General features: G+C 70.5%; 20 protein-coding genes and 2 tRNA genes. 9 read left to right on the forward strand and 13 right to left on the reverse strand.

Annotated elements, in window-relative coordinates; all coding sequences use genetic code 11:
- Positions 1–62: 62 nt before the first annotated feature.
- The 3 genes from QIT00_RS00390 to QIT00_RS00400 all read left to right on the forward strand — a co-directional run bounded on the left by QIT00_RS00390 (position 63) and on the right by QIT00_RS00400 (position 2,217).
- Positions 63–539: a molybdenum cofactor biosynthesis protein MoaE gene (locus tag QIT00_RS00390; RefSeq protein ID WP_282532965.1), complete on the forward strand. Its 477-nt coding sequence runs from the start codon at positions 63–65 to the stop codon at positions 537–539.
- Between the two features lie 250 nt (positions 540–789).
- A complete protein-coding gene (locus QIT00_RS00395) occupies positions 790–1,035 on the forward strand; it encodes a hypothetical protein (protein ID WP_282532966.1) in 246 nt (81 codons plus the stop codon).
- An 81-nt stretch (positions 1,036–1,116) separates the two neighbouring features.
- Positions 1,117–2,217, forward strand: coding sequence for a YlbL family protein (locus QIT00_RS00400; protein WP_282532967.1), 1,101 nt, complete (start codon positions 1,117–1,119; stop codon positions 2,215–2,217).
- Between the two features lie 155 nt (positions 2,218–2,372).
- On the opposite strand, the gene QIT00_RS00405 is transcribed toward QIT00_RS00400, so the two are convergent.
- On the reverse strand, positions 2,373–2,930 hold the full coding sequence (locus QIT00_RS00405) for a PPA1309 family protein (protein WP_282532968.1): 558 nt from the start codon (positions 2,928–2,930) through the stop codon (positions 2,373–2,375).
- A gap of 180 nt (positions 2,931–3,110) precedes the next feature.
- Here QIT00_RS00405 and QIT00_RS00410 point away from each other — a divergent pair, with 180 nt between their 5' ends.
- The 4 genes from QIT00_RS00410 to QIT00_RS00425 all read left to right on the forward strand — a co-directional run bounded on the left by QIT00_RS00410 (position 3,111) and on the right by QIT00_RS00425 (position 8,787).
- On the forward strand, positions 3,111–6,080 hold the full coding sequence (locus tag QIT00_RS00410) for a UPF0182 family membrane protein (protein WP_282533216.1): 2,970 nt from the start codon (positions 3,111–3,113) through the stop codon (positions 6,078–6,080).
- Between the two features lie 160 nt (positions 6,081–6,240).
- A tRNA-Met gene (locus QIT00_RS00415) sits at positions 6,241–6,314 on the forward strand.
- A 264-nt stretch (positions 6,315–6,578) separates the two neighbouring features.
- The gene (locus QIT00_RS00420; RefSeq protein WP_282532969.1) at positions 6,579–8,612 is read left to right on the forward strand and encodes a tetratricopeptide repeat protein; all 2,034 of its coding nucleotides are present in this window, start codon (positions 6,579–6,581) and stop codon (positions 8,610–8,612) included.
- 101 nt (positions 8,613–8,713) lie between these two features.
- A tRNA-Met gene (locus QIT00_RS00425) sits at positions 8,714–8,787 on the forward strand.
- 58 nt (positions 8,788–8,845) lie between these two features.
- Here the strand turns inward: QIT00_RS00425 and QIT00_RS00430 are convergent.
- The 4 genes from QIT00_RS00430 to QIT00_RS00445 all read right to left on the reverse strand — a co-directional run bounded on the left by QIT00_RS00430 (position 8,846) and on the right by QIT00_RS00445 (position 12,398).
- Positions 8,846–10,057: an ABC transporter substrate-binding protein gene (locus tag QIT00_RS00430; RefSeq protein WP_282532970.1), complete on the reverse strand. Its 1,212-nt coding sequence runs from the start codon at positions 10,055–10,057 to the stop codon at positions 8,846–8,848.
- Positions 10,058–10,083: 26 nt separating this feature from the next.
- The gene (locus tag QIT00_RS00435) at positions 10,084–10,947 is read right to left on the reverse strand and encodes an ABC transporter permease (RefSeq protein WP_282532971.1); all 864 of its coding nucleotides are present in this window, start codon (positions 10,945–10,947) and stop codon (positions 10,084–10,086) included.
- Positions 10,944–11,738, reverse strand: a complete 795-nt coding sequence (locus tag QIT00_RS00440) for an ABC transporter ATP-binding protein (protein WP_282532972.1) — start codon at positions 11,736–11,738, stop codon at positions 10,944–10,946. The genes QIT00_RS00435 and QIT00_RS00440 overlap by 4 nt, the downstream gene beginning before the upstream one ends.
- A gap of 243 nt (positions 11,739–11,981) precedes the next feature.
- Positions 11,982–12,398 carry a Fur family transcriptional regulator gene (locus QIT00_RS00445; protein ID WP_282532973.1) on the reverse strand — a complete coding sequence of 139 codons (417 nt, stop codon included), beginning with the start codon at positions 12,396–12,398 and terminating at the stop codon, positions 11,982–11,984.
- Positions 12,399–12,525: 127 nt separating this feature from the next.
- On the opposite strand from QIT00_RS00445, the gene QIT00_RS00450 reads away from it, so the two are divergent.
- Positions 12,526–13,995 (forward strand): catalase, encoded by a 1,470-nt coding sequence (locus QIT00_RS00450; protein WP_282533217.1) that lies wholly within the window; start codon positions 12,526–12,528, stop codon positions 13,993–13,995.
- A gap of 98 nt (positions 13,996–14,093) precedes the next feature.
- Here QIT00_RS00450 and QIT00_RS00455 read toward each other — a convergent pair whose 3' ends face one another.
- Together QIT00_RS00455 and hisN are read right to left on the reverse strand one after the other, a co-directional pair.
- Positions 14,094–14,495 carry a CBS domain-containing protein gene (locus QIT00_RS00455; protein WP_282532974.1) on the reverse strand — a complete coding sequence of 134 codons (402 nt, stop codon included), beginning with the start codon at positions 14,493–14,495 and terminating at the stop codon, positions 14,094–14,096.
- A gap of 304 nt (positions 14,496–14,799) precedes the next feature.
- Entirely contained in the window at positions 14,800–15,600 is an 801-nt protein-coding gene (gene hisN / locus QIT00_RS00460; protein WP_282532975.1) for a histidinol-phosphatase, read from the reverse strand.
- Between the two features lie 227 nt (positions 15,601–15,827).
- On the opposite strand from hisN, the gene QIT00_RS00465 reads away from it, so the two are divergent.
- Positions 15,828–16,430 (forward strand): TetR/AcrR family transcriptional regulator, encoded by a 603-nt coding sequence (locus QIT00_RS00465; RefSeq protein WP_282532976.1) that lies wholly within the window; start codon positions 15,828–15,830, stop codon positions 16,428–16,430.
- A 79-nt stretch (positions 16,431–16,509) separates the two neighbouring features.
- Here QIT00_RS00465 and QIT00_RS00470 read toward each other — a convergent pair whose 3' ends face one another.
- The 6 genes from QIT00_RS00470 to QIT00_RS00495 form a co-directional block, all read right to left on the reverse strand.
- Positions 16,510–16,833, reverse strand: coding sequence for a DMT family transporter (locus tag QIT00_RS00470; protein ID WP_282532977.1), 324 nt, complete (start codon positions 16,831–16,833; stop codon positions 16,510–16,512).
- A gap of 158 nt (positions 16,834–16,991) precedes the next feature.
- Positions 16,992–18,002 carry a ribosome small subunit-dependent GTPase A gene (gene rsgA, locus QIT00_RS00475; RefSeq protein ID WP_282532978.1) on the reverse strand — a complete coding sequence of 337 codons (1,011 nt, stop codon included), beginning with the start codon at positions 18,000–18,002 and terminating at the stop codon, positions 16,992–16,994.
- A 9-nt stretch (positions 18,003–18,011) separates the two neighbouring features.
- The gene (gene aroA / locus QIT00_RS00480; RefSeq protein ID WP_282532979.1) at positions 18,012–19,343 is read right to left on the reverse strand and encodes a 3-phosphoshikimate 1-carboxyvinyltransferase; all 1,332 of its coding nucleotides are present in this window, start codon (positions 19,341–19,343) and stop codon (positions 18,012–18,014) included.
- Positions 19,344–19,454: 111 nt separating this feature from the next.
- Positions 19,455–20,177, reverse strand: coding sequence for a M50 family metallopeptidase (locus QIT00_RS00485; protein ID WP_282532980.1), 723 nt, complete (start codon positions 20,175–20,177; stop codon positions 19,455–19,457).
- 123 nt (positions 20,178–20,300) lie between these two features.
- A complete protein-coding gene (locus QIT00_RS00490; protein WP_282532981.1) occupies positions 20,301–21,164 on the reverse strand; it encodes a DUF4436 family protein in 864 nt (287 codons plus the stop codon).
- Between the two features lie 29 nt (positions 21,165–21,193).
- Entirely contained in the window at positions 21,194–22,354 is a 1,161-nt protein-coding gene (locus QIT00_RS00495; protein WP_282532982.1) for an agmatine deiminase family protein, read from the reverse strand.
- Positions 22,355–22,548 lie beyond the last annotated feature (194 nt).

A 22,548-nucleotide genomic window follows, 5' to 3' on the forward strand; every position in this document is an offset into this window, starting at 1 on the left:
CCTCGTACGACCGGTCGAAACCGCTATTCCGCCTGTCGGTGGCGTACGGCACCATGGACGGTATGGCAGCACGGAACGATCAGACGCCCGATCTCGACGCCTCGGCGGAGCAGCACGCGGACCCGATCCGTCTGCTCGCGGTCCGGGACACCCCGCTCTCGCTCGACGAGGTCTTCGCGGCCGTGGGCGACCCCACCGCGGGCGGCACGGCCCTGTTCGTGGGCACCGTGCGCAATCACGACGGCGGGGCGGACGTGGACGCGCTCGGGTACTCCTGCCACCCCACGGCCGAGGCCGAGATGCACCGCGTGGCCGACAAGGTCCTCGCCGACTTCCCGGTGCGCGCGCTGGCCGCGGTGCACCGCGTGGGCGACCTGGCGGTGGGCGACCTCGCCGTGGTCGTCGCCGTCTCCTGCCCGCACCGCGCGGAGGCGTTCGCGGCCTGCCGCAAGCTGATCGACGACCTCAAGCACGAGGTCCCGATCTGGAAGCACCAGCGCTTCTCGGACGGTACGGAGGAGTGGGTCGGCGCCTGCTGATCCGCCCCCGCGCACCCCCGCGTCGCCCGAACGGCCCTCTTTCCGCTCGCCCGGATCGGTGAGTTGTCCGTGGTCCACGGCGCGGAACCTTGCGCACGCAGGTCCGGAGTGTGTGGCTCCGGTTGCGTAACCGCACCCCTGAGGCGAGCGTTGACCGTGCAGATGGTTAATCTGCTGATCAGTCGGTTGAGGTCGCTCATGAGGTCGGGAGGTCGGCATGGCGGCGCTTGCGTGGTTGCTGATTCCGCTTATGGCTGCGATCTGTGCGGGAATGTGGGGCAGTTGGGCTGCCCGCAACCGCAGAACCGGCGATGTCTCGGAGCTCGCCGGGTACGCGAAGTTCCGCGCGGCCATGGAGAAGGCGGAGGACAGCGAAGCCGCCGAGCCCGACGAGGACAGGACCGCGGGCCGGACCGCTCTGTCGGAAGCGGCCGCCTCGGAGTCGTCCCGGGTGCAGCGGACAGGTTCCGGTTCCGACCCCGCCCGAGCCTCCTGAGCTGCGCCGTCACCCGGGGCCCCGGCTCGTACGGACCGGCCCCGGCGGTGCACTGACAGACCTGTCCCGTACTGTCGTTCCATGCCACGCCGCACCGCGACGATGCTCGCCTCCACCCTGATGCTGATCGCGCTTCTGTGTGCGGGAGTCCTCATCAAGGTCCCGTACTCGGAGATGACTCCGGGACCGACGGTGAACACGCTCGGGGAGCACGGCGGCGAACCGGTTCTGCAGGTCAGCGGCCACAAGACGTACCCGACGACCGGTCACCTGAACATGACGACGGTCCGCGTCACCAGCGCGGACTACAACATGAACCTGTTCCAGGCGGTCTACGGATGGCTGGCCCACGACAACATCGTCGTACCGCACGACACGCTCTACCCGGACGGCAAGACCGAGGAGCAGTCCAGCCAGGAGAACGCCGAGGAGTTCAGCCAGTCCCAGGAGAGCGCCAAGGTCGCCGCCCTGAAGCAGCTGGACATCCCGGTGCAGACCCGCGTCGTCGTCTCCACCGTCGTGAAGGCCAAGCCCGCTCAGGGCAAGCTGCACGCGGGCGATGTGATCAAGGCGGTCGACGGCACCTCGGTGAAGCAGCCGTCCGACGTCGCGAAGCTCGTCACGAAGCACCAGGCGGGCGAGAAGGTCGTCTTCACTGTCGTCCCCGCCAAGGAGGCGGCCGCCGCCGAGAAGGCCGGCAAGGAGCCGACGGGCACCGAGCAGGTGGCCGTCACCACCGAGGAGGCCGACCCGAAGAAGGGCGACAAGCACGCCATCGTCGGCATCCAGGCGGGCACCGACCACACGTTCCCGTTCAACATCGACATCAAGCTGGCCGACGTCGGCGGCCCCAGCGCGGGCCTGATGTTCGCGCTCGGCCTGGTGGACAAGCTGACCCCGGACGACCTCGCTGGCGGCAAGTTCGTCGCGGGTACGGGCACGATCACCGAGGACGGGAAGGTCGGGCCCATCGGCGGGATCGAGATGAAGACGGTCGGGGCGCGCGACCGGGGCGCCGAGTACTTCCTGACGCCCGCCGAGAACTGCGCCTCCGCCGCGAAGGACATCCCCGACGGCCTCACGCTCGTGAAGGTCAAGACGATCGACGACGCGGTGAAGTCCCTGAAGGACCTCCGCGCCGGCAAGACCGGCAGCCTGCCGAGCTGCACGGCCGCGAAGTAGCCGAAGCGAAGCAGTCGGAGCGAAGAGGCCGAAGCGAATAGGCCGAAGCGAAGTGGGGGCGCCCCGACGAAGAGGGCGCCCCCACTGACGTAAAACCGACAGCCGCAGCCGCAGCCGCAGCCGCAGCCGCAGCCGCAGCTACAGCTGAGCTGCGCCTAGTCCGCGAACGTCGCCGACAGCGCGTCCGCGAGACCCGGCACGAGGTCCGAGCCCGTGCGGACCTCGGTCGGCGAGTCCTTCGCACGCAGCCGCAGCGCCGATTCACGCGCACCGTCCCGCAGCACGGCCACCGTCATCCGGACCTCCTGACGGTCCGGGTGCTCGGCCACCCACTTGGTCAACTCGGCCTCGCTCAGGCCCTTCGGGACCGCGGTCTCCGCCGACGGCGGCAGCATCAGCCGCTCCACGGACAGCGCGCAGCCGACCACCGCGTCGGGCCAGGCGATGGTGCCGAGGAACTCGTCGAGCGGGCTGCCCGCGGGCAGTTCCTCCTGCTCGATGGGGGTGAGGGTGCCGGCGGGCTGCTCGTCGCCGAGGCCGAGGCGGTCGGCGAGGCCGGGTTCCTGACTGCGCAGCTGAGCGGTGTCGACAAGGGCGAAGAGACGGGCGGGCTGGTCCCAGCCGATGCCTGCGACGTAGTCGTCGATCTCGAGCACGGCGCGGGTCAGCGGGCTCGCAGCCATCGGGGGGCCGGAGGGGGTCTGGTTGGGCATGAGCAATATCCTGCCTGGTTCATGCCCGAGATCGGGAACTGAGTAAAGCTTCAGTAAGTTGCATCAGTGGGGCTCTACGATCGCTGAGCCCGAACGACAGCAGTTCAACAGCAGTTTCAACAGCAGTTTCAACAGCAGCGACCAACAGCGAACTTCGAGGTGCGCACCTTGGCTTTCCAGATGCCGGACCGCGGCGGAGGCCCATCGGGGCCACGGATGAGAGTGGGCCGACCCTCCCGGCGTGTCCGCACCCTGCTTCTGACGCTGGGCGTCCTGGCCGTGCTGGCCATGCTCTTCGTCATGTTCGCGGGGTTCTGGACGGACTGGCTCTGGTATCGGTCGGTCAAGTACTCCTCCGTCTTCACCACCACCCTGTGGAGCAAGATCGGACTGTTTGCGGTCTTCGGTCTGCTCATGGCGGTGGCGGTCGGCGTGAACATCTGGCTGGCGCACCGTCTGCGCCCGCCGCTCAGCGCCATGTCGATGGAGCAGCAGAACCTCGACCGGTACCGCATGGGGATCGCTCCGTACAAGAAGTGGATCCTCCTCGGCATCACGGCCCTGGTCGGCCTCATCGCCGGCGCCTCGGCCGCGGGCCAGTGGCGCACGTGGCTGATGTGGGTGAACGGCGTCCCGTTCGGTCAGAAGGACCCGCAGTTCAACCTGGACGTGGCGTTCTACGCCTTCGATCTGCCCTGGTACCGCTTCCTGTTGGGCTTCGGCTTCGCGGCCGCGGTCCTCGGCCTGATCGCCGCCGCCCTCACGCACTACTTGTACGGCGGCCTCCGCGTCACCAGCCCCGGCGCGCGTGCCACGGCCGCGGCGACCGGCCATCTGTCGGTGCTGCTCGGCATCTTCGTCGCGCTCAAGGCCGTGGCGTACTGGCTCGACCGGTACGGACTCGCGGTCAAGTCCAGCGAGTTCAAGGCCGCGGGCAACTGGACGGGCCTCAGATACGTCGACGCGAACGCGTACCTGCCGGCCAAGACCATCCTCTTCTGCATCGCCGCGATCTGCGCCGTGCTGTTCTTCGCGACGCTCTGGCGGCGCACCTGGCAACTGCCCGTCATCGGCTTCGGCCTGATGGTGCTCTCGGCGATCCTGATCGGCGGCCTCTACCCGGCCATCGTCCAGAAGTTCCAGGTCGAGCCGAACGAGCAGAAGAAGGAGTCGCCGTACATCAAGGAGAACATCGAGGCGACCCGCAAGGCGTACGGCATCCAGGACGCCAAGGTCACCGACTACTCCGGCAAGGGCAAGACCGGTGAGCAGGTGCCCAAGGAGCAGCTGCGCAAGGACGCGGACGCGCAGGCGAGTTACCGCGTGATCGACCCGAACGTCGTCGGGCCGACCTTCGATCAGCTGCAGCGCCAGCGGAAGTACTACCAGTTCCCGACCACGCTCGACGTCGACCGCTACAAGGACGCGAACGGCAAGGAGCAGGACACCGTCATCGGTCTGCGCGAGCTCGACCTCGACGGCATCCCGAAGCGGAACTGGATCAACGACCACTTCACCTACACCCACGGCTACGGCGCGATCACGGCCAAGGGCACCGGCACCGACCCGAAGGCCGACCCGGCCGGCTCCCCGGACTTCACCGAGTCCGGACTGCCGACCAAGGGCATGCTCGGTGAGTACCAGCAGCGGATCTACTACGGCGAGAAGACCCAGCAGTACTCGATCGTGGGCGGCCCGCAGAAGGAGCTGGACTACGAGGCCGACGGCGAGAAGACCACCAGCTACGAGGGCAACAGCGGGGTCAACCTCGCCAACCCGGTGAACAGGGCGGCGTACGCGGTCGCGTTCAGCGAGCCGCAGATCCTGTACTCGGGCGCGATCGGCGAGGGTTCGCGGATCCTCTACAACCGCACGCCCAAGGAGCGCGTCGAGGCGGTGGCCCCCTGGCTCACCATCGACGGCGACGCCTACCCGGCGGTGGTCGACGGCAAGATCCAGTGGATCGTCGACGCGTACACGACGAGCAACGGCTATCCGTACGCCTCGCGAACCACGCTCGGCGACACCACGGCCGACTCTCTGACCGCCGCCAACAACCAGCGCGCGGTGGTGGCCCAGGAGAACCAGGTCAACTACATCCGCAACTCGGTCAAGGCGACGGTCGACGCGTACGACGGCTCGGTCAAGCTCTACCAGTGGGACGAGAAGGACCCGGTCCTGAAGACGTGGATGAACGCCTTCCCGGACACGGTCAAGAAGAAGAGCGAGATCTCACCGGAGCTGCGTGAGCACATGCGCTACCCGCAGGACCTGTTCAAGGTCCAGCGCGAGCTCATGACGCGCTACCACGTGCAGAGCCCCTCGCAGTTCTACAGTGGCTCCGACGTCTGGCAGGTCCCCAACGACCCGACCAACAACGAGAAGAACGCGGTTCCGCCGTACTACCTGAGCCTGAAGATGCCCGGGGACAAGGAACAGAAGTTCTCGCTGACGACGACGTTCACGCCCAACGGACGCCCCAACCTGGGCGCGTTCATGGCGGTGGACGCCGACGCCAACAGCGACACCTACGGCTCGATAAGCGTGCTGAACGTGAAGTCGGAGGTCCCCGGCCCACAGCAGGTGCAGAGTGAGCTCAACGGTGACCCGGAAGTCGCCGAGTTCGTCCGGAACCTGAGAGGCACGGACTCGGACATCGTGTACGGCAACCTGCTCACGGTGCCGATGAACGACGGCTTCCTCTATATCGAGCCGGTGTACGTGAAGGGTGGCAGCGCGAACTATCCGCTGCTGAAGAAGGTCGGCGTTCAGTACAACCGCAACACCGTCTTCAAGAACACCCTCGGCGAGGCCTTCGACGAGATCTTCGGCGCGCAGGGTGACAGTCCGGATCAGCCACCCACTGACCCGGACCAGCCGCCGTCCACCGACCCAACGGTCCAGCAGGCGCTGGAGGACGCGCAGAACGCCCTCGAACGCGGCGAGGAAGCCCTCAAGAAGCAGGACTGGCAGGCGTACGGCGAGGCGCAGCAGGATCTCGAAGAGGCCCTGAAGCGCGCGACGGACGCCGAGGCCAAGGCCCGCGAGGAGGAAACCGGCAACAAGAGCGGAGCCAAGGCCGGAGACAAGGCCGGAGAGAAGGCCGAAGACAAGAGCGGAGACAAGGCCGGCGACAAGAACGGCGGCTAGGGCCGGCGTCGCCGGGAGCGGGCCTCCGCTCCCGGCGACCGGCTCCGACCGGCTCCGACCGGCTCCGACCGGCTCCGACCGATCCTGACCGGGCTCTGGCCAGCTCCGACCGCCTGGTCCAGCACCCCTCCCGCACCGTGGTACGGTTGCCACACAACGACGCGGGGTGGAGCAGCTCGGTAGCTCGCTGGGCTCATAACCCAGAGGTCGCAGGTTCAAATCCTGTCCCCGCTACTGAATGACGAAGGCCCGGATCCTGAATCAGGATCCGGGCCTTCGTCGTGCGTGCCCACAACCCCGCGTCATGCGTGCCCACACCCCTTTTGGCGTAGGGGTGCACCCCGCTGACCGGGGGTGTTGAAGTCATCCGTGCGGCGGGCGGGGCGAGTTGAGAGATCTGTGTTTGACTTATCTCTCTGTGGGCATGTCGACAAAACGTTGTAGTGACCTCACTGGCATGGGTATACCAGGTGTACCCGGGTTGCGGGTGGTGCGACGATGGGCGTTATGGGGGACAAGGCAACTCTGTTGGAAACAGGGCGACTTATGCAGTCGGCCGATGACCGGGACGATCCCGGTGCGGTCGCGGAGGAGGCACGTCATCGGCTCGCCGCCGAGGCCGGTGACGTCGCCTCGATGAGCGTGCTCGGTGCCCTGTTGCTTCGCCGGGGCGACTTCGACGGCGCCGAGCCCTATCTGCGCGGCGCGACCGCCGAGGGCGACCGCGCAGCGGCCAACAACCTCGGAGTCCTGCTGCACCAGCGCGGGTACGCCGACGAGGCCGCCGGCTGGTGGCGGATCGCCGCAGTCGCCGGATCCGCCCCCGCCGCCCACGCCCTCGGCCGGCACCACCGCGAGCGCGGCGACGAGCCGGCCGCCGAGTACTGGCTGCGCCAGTCCGCCGAGCAGGGCCATGTCCTCGGGGCGTACGCACTCGCCGACCTCCTGGAGCACCGCAGCGACGTCGGCGCCGAGCGCTGGATGCGTGCCGCCGCCGAGCGCGGCCACCGCGAAGCGGCGTACCGCCTCGCCCGTGCCCTGGAGCGCCGCGCCGCCGAGGAACTCCCGCCCGGAAGCGGCCCCTCCACGGGCACCCGGCACCGCGTCCTCGCCGGCGGCCCGCACACCGGACGGCACACCGTGCGCGCGGCCGAGCGCGCGGCCGAGGGCGGCGAGGGGCGGCCGGTCGTGTTCGGCGCCGGACTGCTGCGCTCCGCGTCCGTGGTGATCGGCATCGACGAGCCCGCGCTCGACGGACCGGCGGCCGCCGACGAGACCGGACAGCCGGCCGAGGACCTCGCCACCGGGGCTCAGCTGACGCTCGCCGAGGAGATCGAGCAGTGGTACCGGCAGGCGGCCGCGCGCGGGCACCGCAGGGCCGCGCTCCAGCTCGGCGCGATCCTGGAGCAGCGCGGCGAGCTGAAGGAGGCGGGCCGCTGGTACCTCATGTCCGCGAAGGACGGCGAGCCGCGCGCCGCCTGCGCGCTCGGCTTCCTGCTGCGCGACGCGGGCGACGAGGAGAACGCCTCGGTGTGGTGGCTCAAGGCCGCCCAGGACGGCGACGGCAACGCCGCCAACGCGCTCGGTGCCCTGCACGCGGAGCGCGGCGAGACGCAGACCGCCGAGCGCTGGTACCGCGCGGCGATGGACGCGGGGGACGTGAACGGCGCGTACAACCTGGGACTGCTCTGCGCCGAGCAGGAGCGTACGACGCAGGCCGAGCAGTGGTACCGCCGCGCCGCGTACGCCGGCCACCGCGAGGCCGCCAACGCGCTCGCCGTGCTGCTGCTGCAGGTCGGCGACACCGCGGGCGCGGAGCCGTGGTTCTCCAAGGCCGCCGAGGCGGGCAGTGTGGACGCCGCGTTCAACCTCGGCATCCTGCACGCCGGTCGGGACGACGAGGAGGCCGCGCTGCGCTGGTACGAGCGCGCCGCCAAGGCCGGGCACACCGAGGCGGCGCTCCAGGTCGGCATCGCCAAGATCCGCGAGGGCGACCCGCGGGCGGCCGAGCGCCATCTGCGGTGCGCGGCGGGCGGCGGCAGCGCGGAGGGCGCGTACCGCCTGGGGACGCTGCTCGACCGGAGCGAGACGCGGGCGCCCGCCGGCACCGTGCTCGGCGAGGCGGTCAGCGAGAAGAGCGAGTGCGAGGAGTGGTACGAGCGGGCGGCCGAGCAGGGCCACCGGCGCGCCCAGGTGCGCGTCGGCACGCTCGCGGCGGCCCGGGGCGACGTGGTCGAGGCCGCGCGCTGGTACCGCGAGGCGGCGGAAGCGGGCAGCCTCGGCGGCGCGTTCAACCTCGGCCTGCTGCTCGCGCGGGAGGGCAGCGAGCCGGAGGCGCTGCTGTGGTGGACGCGTGCCGCCGACGCCGGTCATGGCCGGGCGGCGCTGCGGCTCGCCCTGCTCTACGCGCGTCGGGGCGATCTTGCCGAGGGGCAGAAGTGGTGCGCCCAGGCGGTGCGGCTCGGTCCGGCGGAGGTCGCCGAGCGGGCGGGCCGGCTGCGGGACGCGCTCCAGCAGGAGCTGACCGCGTAGCCCGTCCGGGTCGCTCCGACCGGCGCCGCACAGGCCCCCTGAGGCCTCGTACCAAGGAATTTGCGCTGGTCGAAAGCCTCGCGTACTGTTGTGTTCACCGACGCGGGGTGGAGCAGCTCGGTAGCTCGCTGGGCTCATAACCCAGAGGTCGCAGGTTCAAATCCTGTCCCCGCTACTGAAACCGAAGGCCCGGATCCGATGGAGGATCCGGGCCTTCGGCATGTGCTGCCCGGTCAGGGCCGATGGCCCACGGCCTCCGCGTACAGCTTCCGGTCCACCGCCTCGTTCTCCGGGACGGCCTTCCCCTCGGCGACGCCCGCCTCGCGGTAGGCGGCCTGCAGCCGGTCCGTGGTGCCCGAGCGGATCTCCCAGTCCATCCGGAGCGAGGGCGTCGACCTGAGGACCGCCTCCTCGATCTTCAGCAGCTTGGCCAGCTCGGCGACGAAACCGGGGTCCTTCTTGTAGTCGCCCGCGAAGTACGTGTTCACGGTCCTGATGTACGCGCGCAGGAAGGCGACGCCCGCGTCCGGGTCCTTGTGCAGCAGGTTCGGGCCGAACAGCACTCCGCCCAGGGGTTCGCCGAGCGGCTGGCCGCCGAGGAACGCGTACTCCTTGTCACCGTCGACCTTGCGCCAGACCGGGTCGAGCAGCCAGGCGGAGTCGACGCCTCCGTTCTGCAGGGCGGTCAGGACGTCGGCGGAGCCGAGCCGGCGGAAGTCGACCTTGTCGAGACCGCCGCCGTGCTTCTTCAGGGCCTTGCTCATCGGGTACGCGATGACCGAGCCCTTGCCGATCATCGTGCCGAGGGTGCGGCCGGCCATCGGCACGTGCCGAGCGGACTGGCCGCTCCCCAGGCGGACCCACAGGCCGCTGCGGGACTTCGGGTCGGGGGAGTAGTTCGCGGCGACCCACTTGATGGTGAAGCCGCCGTTGATGCCGTTCATCACGGCGGCCTCCGGGGCGGCCCACTGGGCGTCGATGTCGCCCTTGGCGAGCAGCGGCAGGGCGTCCGGCGTGGGCAGCACCTTGACGTCCACGTCCAGGCCCTCCTTCGCGAACTCGCCCTTCTCGACGGCCATTTGGAGCGGAGCGACGTATTCGGCGCTGACGGTTCCGGTGGCGACGGTGAGCTTGCGCTTCTTCTTCAGCTTCTGCGGGGCGGGCGCGCCCTTGTCGCAGCGGGCGGGTGCGCGGTCGGGGTCGAGGTCCTCCGGGTCGGTCCAGCCGCGGGCGGTGCAGCCCTCGACCGCCTCGATCGTGCGGGGCTTCGCGGCGCCGCCGGCCGGCTCGGGGTCGTCCTCCTTCGCGCACCCCGCCGAGGCCGTGGCGAGCAGGGCCGCGGCGAGGAGTGCGGCGGGCCAGGTCCTTTTCGTACGGATGGGAGTACGGATGCGAGTACGGATGCCAGTACGGGTACGGGTGCGGGTGCGGGTACGCGTGCGCATGTGGGCCTCCGTCGGGCGTTGAGGGTTCAGGACTGGCCGCGGCCGTGGTCGCGCGGGGCCCAGGGGGTGAGCAACCGGCCGACGAGGCGCACCAGTTCGGAGAAGAGGACTCCGAGGACGGCGACGCAGACGATGCCGACGAACATGATGTCGTTCTGGAACAGCGCCCTGGAGTCGAAGATCAGGTGCCCCAGGCCCTCGTCGGCGGCGATGGACTCCGAGGCGACGATCACCAGGACGGCGACGCCCGCCGCGATCCGCGCGCCCACCAGGACCGCGGGCAGCGAGGCGGGCAGGAGCACATGCCGGAACATCTGCCAGGGGGTGGCGCCGAAGACCTGGCCGGCGTCGCGGTGGCCGGCCGGGACGGCGAGCACGGCCGCCATGGTGGAGATCCACACGAAGAAGAAGACGGTCGCCGCGACCAGGGCGATCTGCGGGCCCTCGCCGAGGCCGAACATGTTGAGGAAGATCGGCAGGAGAGCGAGTTTCGGTACGACGTAGAGGGCGTCGAGCAGCGGTTCGAGGGCTGCTCGGACCAGGGAGAGCGAGCCCATGAGCAGGCCGAGGGCATAGCCGCTGACGGTACCCACGGCGTACCCGGCGAGCACGCGCTTCAGGGTCGCCCGGACGTCAGGCCACAGCTCGCCGTCGGCCGCGCGCTCGATGCCGTCCTCCAGGATGGTCTGCGGCGCCGGATAGATACGGTCGTCGATCCAGCCCTGAACGGCGGCGAGTTGCCACAGCAGGAGGAGGGCCACGGGCACGGCGACCGCGAGGGACAGTTCGAGGGTGCGCCGACGGCGGTGGGTGCGGACGGGGTCGAGCTCCTGCGGGCCCGGCTCTCGGACAAGCAGGTCGGGCCGGGGCGTCTTGGCCGTCGTACTCATACGGGCACCGCCTCCGGACGTACTTCGCCGCGCAGGAGTTCCCACAACTCGCCCTTGAGCGCGGTGAATTCGGGGGAGTCGCGGATGCCGCCGGTGCGCGGGCGGGCGAACGGCGGGCGGCGTTCGGCGATGATGCGGCCGGGGCGCGAGGACATCACCAGGACCCGGTCGCCGAGGACGATCGCCTCTTCGAGGCTGTGGGTGATGAACAGGGTGGTGGTGCGGGTGGCTTGGGTGAGTTCGAGCAGTTCGTCCTGGAGGATCGTGCGGAGCTGCGCGTCGAGGGCGGCGAACGGCTCGTCCATCAGCAGGATCTCGGGTTCCACGGCGAGCGCGCGGGCGAGGGCGACGCGCTGCCGCATGCCGCCGGAGAGCGCGCTCGGGTAGGCCTGCGCGAAGTCGGCGAGGCCGATGCGGGCGAGCAGGGCGTGCGCGCGGGCGTCGGCCTCCTTGCGGGGGACGCGCTGCACGTCGAGGCCGAAGCGGACGTTGGCGAGGACCGTCTTCCAGTCGTAGATGCCGTAGTCCTGGAAGATCATCGCGGCCGGGCGGGCGGAGTCCGTACGGATCTGGAGCCTGCCGGAGCTGGGCCGGAGCAGGCCTGCGGCGATCCGCAGGAGCGTGGACTTCCCGCAGCCGGACGGGCCGACGATGCAGGTGAACTCGCCTGGCGCGACATCGAGTTCGACCGGGCCGAGCGCGTCGACCCGCCCGCTGCCGCGGCCGAAGGTGCGGGTGAGGGCGGTGGCGTGGAGTTTGGGGGGTGGGGTCGGGTGCGGATCGTCTCCCACGGGTGCTCCCTGCGGTGCGTACGGGGTAGTGGCGCCGCAGACGATATGACGGGCCGTCAGATACGGGAAGAGGGGCGGTAGGAACTGGCCCGCCTGTCGTCTGCCGCCTGCCGCCTGTCGTCTGCCGCCTGCCGCCCACCCGCCCGTCATCTGCCGCCTGCCGACGCCCGGCCGACCGTCACCCGCAGCGCGAAGGCCCCCGGCGCCAGTCAGGTGCCGGGGGCCTTCGCGGAGTCGTGGGGGTCAGGCCGCCGCGCAGTGGGGGCAGACGCCGCGGTAGGTGACCTCGACGCCCGAGACCGTGAAGCCGAAGCGCTCGGAGTCGGGGAGGTCGGAGAGCGGGTCGCCCGCCGGGTGCACGTCCCGGATCGCGCCGCACTGGGCGCAGACCAGGTGGTGGTGGGGGCGGTGGGCGTTCGGGTCGTACCGCTTCGCCCTGCGGTCGGTGGAGACCTCAAGCACCTCGCCGAGGCTGACCAGCTCACCCAGCGTGTTGTAGACCGTCGCCCGGGAGATCTCGGGGAGCTTCGTCACGGCGCGGGCGTGCACCTCGTCGGCCGTCAGGTGTACGTGGTCCCCGTCGAGGACCTCGGCCACGACGCGCCGCTGGGCGGTCAGGCGCCAGCCGCGTCCGCGAAGTCTTTCCAACAGGTCACTCATGGGGGCCAGCCTAACAGTCAAGAGACCTAAGTCCCGATCTGGTGTGAGTCTGGATGCTTGCTTGACTTAGACAATGTCTATCGTAGGATCGAGTACGGCAATAGCCAAGGGACAGGACTGGTACGGAATGACGCAGGAGGCGCACGTGACGCAGGGACCGCTGACCACGGAAGCCGGTGCTCCGGTGGCCGACAATCAGAACAGCGAGACGGCCGGCGTCGGCGGGCCCGTGCTCGTCCAGGACCAGCTGCTCCTGGAGAAGCTGGCGCACTTCAACCGCGAGCGCATCCCGGAGCGCGTCGTGCACGCCCGCGGCGCGGGTGCGTACGGCACGTTCACGGTGACCGCCGACGTGACGAAGTACACGCGGGCCAAGTTCCTCTCCGAGGTCGGCAAGCGGACTGAGACGTTCCTGCGGTTCTCGACCGTGGCGGGCAACCTTGGTGCGGCCGACGCGGTGCGCGACCCGCGCGGCTGGGCGCTGAAGTTCTACACCGAGGAGGGCAACTACGACCTCGTCGGCAACAACACCCCGGTGTTCTTCATCAAGGACGCCATCAAGTTCCCGGACTTCATCCACACCCAGAAGCGCGACCCGTACAGCGGCTCGCAGGAGGCGGACAACGTCTGGGACTTCTGGGGCCTCTCGCCCGAGTCCACGCACCAGGTGACCTGGCTCTTCGGTGACCGCGGCATCCCCGCCTCGTACCGCCACATGAACGGGTACGGCTCGCACACCTTCCAGTGGAACAACGAGGCCGGCGAGGTCTTCTGGGTCAAGTACCACTTCAAGACCGACCAGGGGATCAAGAACCTGACCTCCGAGGAGGCGGAGCTCCTCGCGGGCAAGGACCCCGACTCGCACCAGCGGGACCTGCGTGAGTCCATCGAGCGCGGCGAGTTCCCGACCTGGACCGTGCAGGTGCAGATCATGCCCGCGGCGGACGCGGCGAACTACCGCTTCAACCCCTTCGACCTCACCAAGGTGTGGCCGCACGAGGACTACCCGCCGATCGAGATCGGCAAGCTGGAGCTCAACCGCAACCCGGAGAACATCTTCGCCGAGGTCGAGCAGTCGATCTTCAGCCCCGCCCACTTCGTGCCGGGCATCGGTCCGTCCCCGGACAAGATGCTGCAGGGCCGCCTCTTCGCGTACGGCGACGCCCACCGGTACCGCGTCGGCATCAACGCCGACCACCTGCCGGTGAACCGCCCGCATGCCACCGAGGCGCGTACGAACTCGCGTGACGGCTTCCTGTACGACGGCCGCCACAAGGGCGCCAAGAACTACGAGCCGAACTCCTTCGGCGGGCCGCACCAGACCGACCGCCCGCTGTGGGCGCCGAGCGCGGTGGCCGGCGGCACCGGCAACCACGCGGCCGCCACGCACGCCGAGGACGACGACTTCGTGCAGGCGGGCAACCTCTACCGGCTGATGTCCGAGGACGAGAAGGGCCGCCTGGTCGACAACCTGGCGGGCTTCATCGCCCAGGTCTCGCGGGACGAGATCGCCGAGCGCGCGATCGGGAACTTCCGTCGCGCGGACGGAGACTTCGGCAAGCGTCTGGACACCGCGGTCCAGGCCCTGCGCGGCTGACCGGGCCGTTTGCCGTAGGCCGGAGGGCCGGACTCCCGTGGGGGGAGTCCGGCCCTCTGTGCGTTCGTATGCGTTCGTACGCCGAGGGGGTGGCTCCGTCAGGCCTGCAGCGCCCCCGCGTGGCGGTGCCGCGGGGCCCAGCAGCGGATGATGTCGCGCACCGAGACGATGCCCGCCGGCTCGTGGCCGTCGAGCACGATCAGATGCCGGAAGCCGCCGTGCGTCATGGCGTCGGCCGCCTCCTCCAGGGTCCACGACGGCGCGGCGAAGACGACGTCGGTCGTGGTGTGGGTGCCCGCGGTCTCCTTGTCCGGGTCCTGGTTCGCGGCGAGCGAGTTGAGGATGTCGCGCTCGGTGAGGATGCCGAGGCCGTTCGCGTCGGTGTCGAGGACGACCGCTGCACCGACCCGGCGGGCGGACATCAGCCGGGCGGCCTGGCGGAGAGTGTGGTCGGGTCCGATCGTGAGGACCAACGTGCTCATGGCGTCGCGGACGAGCATGGGCTGAAGCCACCTCCTGAGGGATGCGAAAGTGATTCGCCGTTCAAAGAGAAGCGATTCACAAGTTCACAAGTGGGGGGACTTTCAGGGTGGCAGGTCAAGGGAGGGGCAACAAGAGGGAGCGCGAGAGCTGTCGGATCGGTACCGCTGATCGAGGTACCCGGGGCGCTACCGCTGATCGAGGTACCCGGGGCGCTACCGCTGATCGAGGTACCTGGGGCGCTACCGCTGATCGAGGTACCTGGGGCGCTACCGCTGATCGAGGTACCTGGGGCGCTACCGCTGATCGAGGTACCCGAGCGGGTCAGTACCGCTGGTTGAGGTACCCGAGCAGCTCGTCGTGCAGGTGCCCGTTGGACGCCGCCGCGTTGCCGCTGTGCGGGCCGGGCGTGCCGTCGAGCCCGGTGAAGCCGCCGCCCGCCTCGGTCACCACGATCGCGGTGGCCGCCATGTCCCACAGCGACAGCTCCGGCTCCGCGCAGATGTCGACCGAACCCTCGGCGACCATCATGTACGGCCAGAAGTCGCCGTACCCGCGCGTGCGCCAGCAGGCCCGCGTCAGGTCCAGGAAGCCGTCGAGGCGGCCCTGCTCCTCCCAGCCGCTCAGCGAGGAGTACGCGAAGGAGGCGTCGGAGACGCGGGACACGTTCGAGACCCGCAGCTTCGTGGCGGAGGTCAGGCTGCGACCGGTGTACGCGCCCGAGCCCTTCGCCGCCCACCAGCGCCGGCCGAGCGCGGGGGCGGAGACGACGCCGACCACCGGCTGGTAGCCGCCCTCGCCCGCCTCCATCAGGGAGATCAGGGTGGCCCACACGGGCACCCCGCGTACGTAGTTCTTCGTGCCGTCGATCGGGTCGATCACCCAGCGGCGCGGGCCCGTGCCCTCGATGCCGTACTCCTCGCCGAGGATCGCGTCGCGCGGGCGGGCGCGCTGGAGCTGGCTGCGGATGAGCTCCTCGGCCGCCTTGTCCGCCTCGCTGACCGGCGTCATGTCCGGCTTGGTCTCGACCTTCAGGTCGAGGGCCTTGAACCGGTCCATGGTCGCGCGGTCCGCCGCGTCGGCGAGGACATGGGCGAGACGCAGATCATCGAGATAGTCGGGCATGAGCGAACAGTATCGATCGCGCCCGAGCTGGACCACATGGCCCTCGCTCCCTCCCGGCGAGCGGGACGCGCCACCTCGTACCCGCCGTGCGTGAACTGTCGGTGCGCCGCGCTCCGTGCCCTCCCTCCGGACCTGCCCGCGAACCCTTGACAGCGCGTGAGGCCGCGTCAACTCTGCAGAGGAAGCCGCAACCTACGCCGGGGCGCCGCCCCGCCGGGGAGGCAACGATGCCGGCAGCGCGGGAGTCCCTGCTCGACGCGGCCCGCACGTCCCTTGCGCGACGTCCGTGGTCGACGGTGCGCATGGTCGACGTCGCCGCGCTCGCCGGGGTGTCCCGGCAGACCCTCTACAACGAGTTCGGCGGCAAGGACGGACTGGCCCGGTCGCTGGTGCGCCGCGAGACCGACCGGTATCTGGCCGGTGCCGAACGGGCCCTCGCCGAGGGCGGGTTGCCCGCCGCCGCCGACTGGACCGTGACCAGGGCACGCGAGAACGCGCTGCTCAGAGCCGTGCTCACCGGATGCTGGACGGAAGGACTGCCCGCTCCTGCGCCCACCGCGGCCCCCTCCACCTCACCGGTCCCGGCCCAGCGCCGTGCCGACGGGCCGCTGCCCACACCCGCCGAGGTCATCGCCCTCGTACGGGACCGCGCGGTCGCCGTGCTCGCCCCCGCGACGTCCACCGCCGGAGCCCGCGCCACGCTGGCCAGGGACTGCGAGGTCGCCCTCCGCCTGGCCCTGTCGTGCCTGCTCGCGCCCGCGGGGGACGGCGGCACGGCAGGACTCGTACGGGAAGCGGTCGCGCCGATTCCGTACGGGGCGGGGCGGTGAGGGTCGGTGGGACGGCGTGCGGTGAGACGGGTTGCGGCGAGACGGGTCGCGGTGAGAGGCGGGGCGGTGAGCCGCTCGCTCAGTGGGCTCCGCCGGAGAGCTGGAGCCCGATGACGCCCACGATGACCAGGGTGATCGAGACCAGCTTCAGCGTGGAGACCACATCCCCGAGGAAGACCATGCCGTAGATCGCCGTGCCCGCCGCGCCGATGCCGGTCCACACCGCGTATGCCGGGCCCACGTCGAGCCGCTTGAGCGCGAGCGTCAGCAGGCCGAAGCTGCTCAGCGCGAACGCGGCGAAGGAGACGGTGGGCCAGAGCCGGGTGAACCCGTGCGAGAGCTTGAGGCAGACGGCGAAGCCGGTCTCCAGGATTCCGGCGACGATGACCAGCAGCCACGCCATGGTTGAGAGCCTCCTGCGCCTTGGTGTCCCGGTGAACCGGTGAACCGTGTTCCGCGAACCATGGCCCGGTGTCCGGTTGGTCCGGTCACGGGCCGGGGTGTCCGGCTCGGTGTGATTATGCCTGCACCGTTCGGCCCACGGGGCGCACCACGGCGAGGTCAGTCGCCCTCGCGCCGCTCCCGGGTGGCGAGCAGCCGGCGCAGCGAGTACAGCCTGGCCGGGTCGGCGTGCCCCTCCGCCACCCAGGCATCGAGCGCGCAGTCCTGCTCGTCGTGGCTGCAGGCGCGCGGGCACTCGGCCGTGCCCGGCTCCAGGTCGGGGAAGGCGTGGATGACACGGGACGGGTCGACGTGGTGCAGCCCGAAGGAGCGCACGCCCGGGGTGTCGATCACCCAGCCCTCGGCGTCCGTCAGGGGCAGCGCGAGCGCCGATGTCGTCGTGTGCCGGCCGCGTCCCGTGACGGCGTTGACATGGCCCGTCGTACGCCGACGGTCCTTCGGCACCAGGGCGTTGACGAGCGTCGTCTTGCCCACGCCCGAGTGACCGACGAACGCCGTGACGTGCCCGTCGAGCAACTCCCGCACCCGGTCGGCCGCTTCGCCGTCGGCCAGCTCCTCACGGCTGGTCACGACGTACGGGAAGTCCAGGGCGCCGTAGGCCTCCAGGAGTTCGTCGGCCGGGGCGAGGTCGGACTTGGTGAGGACGAGGAGGGGTTCGAGCCCCGCGTCGTACGCCGCGACCAGGCAGCGGTCGATCAGGCGGGGGCGCGGCTCGGGGTCGGCGAGGGCGGTGACGATGGCGAGCTGGTCGGCGTTGGCGACGACGACGCGTTCGTACGGGTCGTCGTCGTCCGCCGTGCGGCGCAGGACCGAGCTGCGCTTCTCGATGCGCACGACGCGGGCCAGTGTGTCCTTCCTGCCGGACAGGTCCCCGACGACCGCGACCCGGTCACCCACGACCGCCGCTTTGCGGCCCAGCTCGCGGGCCTTCATGGCCATCACGATCCGGTCCTCGACGAGGCAGGTCAGGCGCCCCCGGTCCACGGTGAGGACCATGCCCTCGGCGGCGTCCTCGTGCTTGGGCCTGATGTGGGTGCGGGGGCGGTTCCCCTTGCGGTTGGGGCGGACCCGGATGTCGTCCTCGTCGGGGTTCTTGCCGTAGCGGCGCATCGCGGTGCCTTATCCCTGCTGGTTCCCGAGCTTCTCCAACATGCCCGTCCACATGTCGGGGAAGTCCGGCAGGGTCTTCGCCGTCGTCGCGACGTTCTCGATCTGCACGCCCTCGACCGCGAGCCCGATCACCGAGCCCGCCGTCGCCATGCGGTGGTCGTCGTACGTGTGGAAGGTGCCGCCGTGCAGTGCGCGGGGGCGGATGTGCAGGCCGTCGGCGGTCTCCGTGACGTCACCGCCCAGGCCGTTGATCTCCTGGGTGAGGGCGGCAAGGCGGTCCGTCTCGTGCAGCCGCAGGTGGGCCACGCCGCGCAGCGTCGACGGGCCGTCGGCCAGGGCGGCGACGGCGGCGATCACCGGGGTGAGCTCGCCGACCTCGCTCAGGTCCACGTCGATACCGTGGATCTTGCCGGAGCCGGTGAACTCCAGGCCCCTCTCGGTCAGTTCGCAGCTGCCGCCCATCTCCGTGAAGATCTCGCGCAGCTGGTCGCCGGGCTGGGTGGTGCGCTCCGGCCAGTCGGGGATCGTGACGCGGCCGCCGGTGACCAGGGCCGCCGCGAGGAACGGCTGGGCGTTGGACAGGTCCGGCTCGATCGTCAGATCGCGGCCGCGCAGCGGGCCCGGGGCGACCTTCCACACGTCCTTCTCGCCGCCCGACTCCGGCTCCTCCACCTGGGCGCCGACCTCACGCAGCATGTCGACCGTCATCCGGATGTGCGCCATGGACGGCAGGCTGCTGCCGACGTGGCGCACCTCCACGCCGTCCTCGAAGCGCGGCGCCGACAGCAGCAGCGCGCTGACGAACTGGGAGGACGAGGACGCGTCGATCTCGACCCGGCCGCCCTTCAGGGCACCGGTGCCGTGCACGGTCAGGGGGAGGGCGCCGCGCCCTTCGTCGTCGATCTCCGCGCCGAGTGCGCGCAGGGCGTCGATCACGCCGTGCAGCGGGCGCTCGTACGACCTCGGGTCGCCGTCGAAGCGCACCGGGCCGTCGGCGAGCGCCGCGACCGGGGGCATGAAGCGCATGACCGTGCCCGCGTTGCCGACGTCCACCGTGGCCGGGGCGCGCAGGGCGGCGGGCAGCACGCGCCAGGCCTCGGCGCCGTCCGGACCCGTCTTTTCCTCGATGCCGACGCCGAGGGCGCGCAGCGCGGCGGCCATCAGGAGGGTGTCGCGGGAGCGCAGCGGGCGGCGCAGGACGCCCTGCTCGGCGGCGAGGGCGGCCAGCACGAGGGCGCGGTTGGTGACCGATTTGGAACCGGGCACGTGGACCGTCGCGTCGACGGCTCCGCTCGCGGTCGGGGCGGGCCAGAGGGCGGTGTGCGCGGGATTCTCGGTCATGCCCACACTTTAATCGCTGCGCCCGCGCCCGGATTTTGCCTGTGGATAACTGTGGATGACTCTCGCTCGCTCGCCGTGGGCCGTAACGCCCTTGGGGCGTCGGGGCGGGTCTCACAGCCCGAGCAGCCACCGTCCGCCGCCGAGCAGCGAGCACACCGAGACCGCGTGGAACAGGAACAGCCACAGTCCGGCCGGTACATGCGTGAGCCGCGAGAGCTGATCGGCGTCCGAGTCCGGCGCCCCGCCGTGGCGCCGCTTGCCCTGCAGCTCGAAGGCCGGGCGTACGCCGCCGAGCAGCAGGAACCAGACCACCACGTACGCGAACAGCGCCTGCACATCGGGCGCGGCCAGCCAGGAGATCAGCACGAACGCGCCACCGGTGAGGATCACCGTGAGGGCCCCGTAGGCGTTGCGGATCATCACGAGGAGGGCGAGGAGCAGGGCCGTCGCCAGCCAGAGCAGCAGCGTGATGTGGTTCGCGGCGAGCAGCCAGGCGCCGCCGAGCCCGAGCAGCGGCGGGGCGGTGTAGCCCGCGGCCGCGGTCAGGATCATGCCGATGCCGGTGGGCTTGCCGCGGCTGACGGTCAGGCCCGAGGTGTCGCTGTGCAGCCGGATGCCGTCGAGTTTGCGGCCGGTGAGCAGCGCGACCAGACCGTGCCCGCCCTCGTGCGCGATGGTGATGGCGTTCCGGCTGAGCCGCCAGAGGCCGTGCGGGACGACCGCGGCGAGTGCGACCACCGCGGTGGCGATCACCAGCCACAGGTCCGGGTCCGGCTGGCTGCCGAAGACGCGGTCCCACAGGTCCGCCACGGCAGTGGCTGAGGTGATGTGCATGCGCGGAACAGGCTCCCGTCTCCGTACGACGATCTGGCAGTGTGGCACGTATGTGCGGACGCTGTCTGAGACGCCTGCGGAGCAGCTGCCGTTCCTGACAGCGGGCATCCAGGTCGACGTGGTTCAGGGCGCCGGCGGCTCCGAGGCGACGGCCTCTGCCCGCATACCCATCACGACCACGGTGACGACACAGAACGCGATGAGCGTCTCCGCCCAGAGGAAGGCGATGTAGTCGAGCAGGGAGCCGATGGGCGGAGTGCCGGGAGCCGTGTTGCGGAAGGCGGCCAACGCGAAGAGCGTGGCGGCCATCCAGCCGAGGGCGGGCCAGGTCAGGCCCTTGCCGCGGCTGACGAGGAACCAGGTGCCGATGAGCACGGCGAGGGCGAGTGCCCACATCGCGGCCATCATGAACACGGCGAAGACGAGAACGCTGCTGGAGCGGGCCAGGTCGACGGAGAACACCGCGACGTCGTCCGCCTCGGACGCCTCGACCAGGGCCGAGAACAGCGCGTCGTTGTTGGACAGCGTCATGTGGACGGGGACGGCCTCGCCGCCCTGTACGGCACCGAACTCGAGGACCGCCGCGTAGGCGTCGAACGGGTAGTCCGTGATCGATCCGCCGGTCAGCGTGACGGGTACGTCCACGGTCGCGATCCGGCTGTGCGCGGGGAAGGTGAGATCGGTGCGGATCGAGGGCGAGGTCTGCAGCGTGAGGGTCCGTGCGGGCGAGATGCCGCCCGCCTCCCCCAGGCTTCCGCGCGGGGTGACCATGACCCGCAGGACCAGCTCCCTGCCCGCGGCGTCGACGCGCTGGACCGATGCGTCGACGTCCACCCGGTCGGGAGCCGAACTGCCCGCGCGGTACCGGGTGTCCAGGTCCTGCCGCTCACCGAACTGCAGCCAGACCCCGACGGTCGCCGCCGCCGCCACGGCCAGCAGGACCAGCCCCGCGAGCAGCAGGCCGCGGGGCCGGTGGAGGAGTCGCATCGCGACCACGGTCCTTCGCCGGGAGCGGGTCAGTCGACCGGCTTGCCGGGCTGATCGTGGGTGGCGCAGTGGATGCCGCCACCGCCGGAGGCGATCGTGTCGATCTGGATCTGCACGATGTCGCGGTCGGGGAAGTGCTCCTGAAGGATGCTGCGGGCGCGCTTGTCGCCCTTCCGGTCACCGAACTTGGGCAGGAACACGGAGTCGTTGGCGACGTAGAAGTTGGCGTACGTCGAGACGAAGTCGTCGCCCTCGCCGGTGATCTCGTACAGGTCGGGCTGCGGCAGGTCGATCACCTCGAAGGGGCGTCCCTTGGCGTCGGTCGCCTTGCCCAGTACGGCGTTCGCCTGGTCCGCCGAGCGTGACCAGGAGTCGGCGGGCGTGTCGGGGTGCGCCCTGTCCAGGAGGACCACGCCGGGTGCGACGAAACGTACGAGGCTGTCCACGTGGGCGTCGGTGATGTCCTGACCGCGCACGCCCGCCAGCCAGATGACCTTCTGCATGCCCAGGGTCTTCTTGAGCTCGGCCTCGATCTGGTCCCGGCTCTTTCCGCGGTTGCGGTTGTCGTTGACGATCGAGCTCTCGGTGATGAGCAGGGTGCCTTCGCCGTCGGTCTCGAAGGAGCCGCCCTCGGAGACCAGGGGCGCCTTGCGGCGCGGGATGCCGTACTCGGCCAGGAGGGTGCGGCCCACCCGGGCGTCGTTGGTGTGCTCCTGCTTGTTGCCCCAGCCGTTGAAGTTGAAGTCGACGCCGACGATCTCGCCGCCGTCCTCCACGAACACCGGCACGGTGTCGCGGGCCCACAGGTCGTCGACGGCCAGCGGGATCACCTCGACGTCGCGCCCGCACGCCTTCTGGGCGGCCTTCTGCTGGTCGGGCCTGGCCATCATCACGACGTATTCGTACTCCGCGATGGCGCGGGCGATCCGCGCGATGTCCTCGCGTACGTACGGGAGGTCCTCCGCCCACACCGAGTCCAGGGCGGGCCACGACATGAAGGTGCGTGCGTGGCTCTCCCACTCGGCTCCCATGCGCAGTCCCTCGGCCGACGTGTTCTCTTCGCCGGTCGCGGCGCCCGCGAGATCGTCGCCGGGTCCGCAGGCCGAGGCGCCCAGGATCACCGCGCCGATGCCTGCGATGGCCCGAAGCGCCGAGCGGCGGGAGGGGAGGTAGGGGTGGGGGAGGGACACGAGTGAACTCCGATCATCGTGATGGGGATCAAGCTATCCGTCGGCATGGCCGGACGCCCGGTGAGAGCGGGGGCGCGGACGGGCGTGACACGTGAAGGGCGAGACGCGGGCAGAGCCGCTCGCTGCGTCGACTGTGACACGAACTGAAAATTCAGTCAAAGAGTGGTGCGTCTTAGGCGGTGCGTCTCAGGCTG

The organism is Streptomyces luteolus, from assembly GCF_029968015.1.
Taxonomy (GTDB): domain Bacteria; phylum Actinomycetota; class Actinomycetes; order Streptomycetales; family Streptomycetaceae; genus Streptomyces; species Streptomyces luteolus.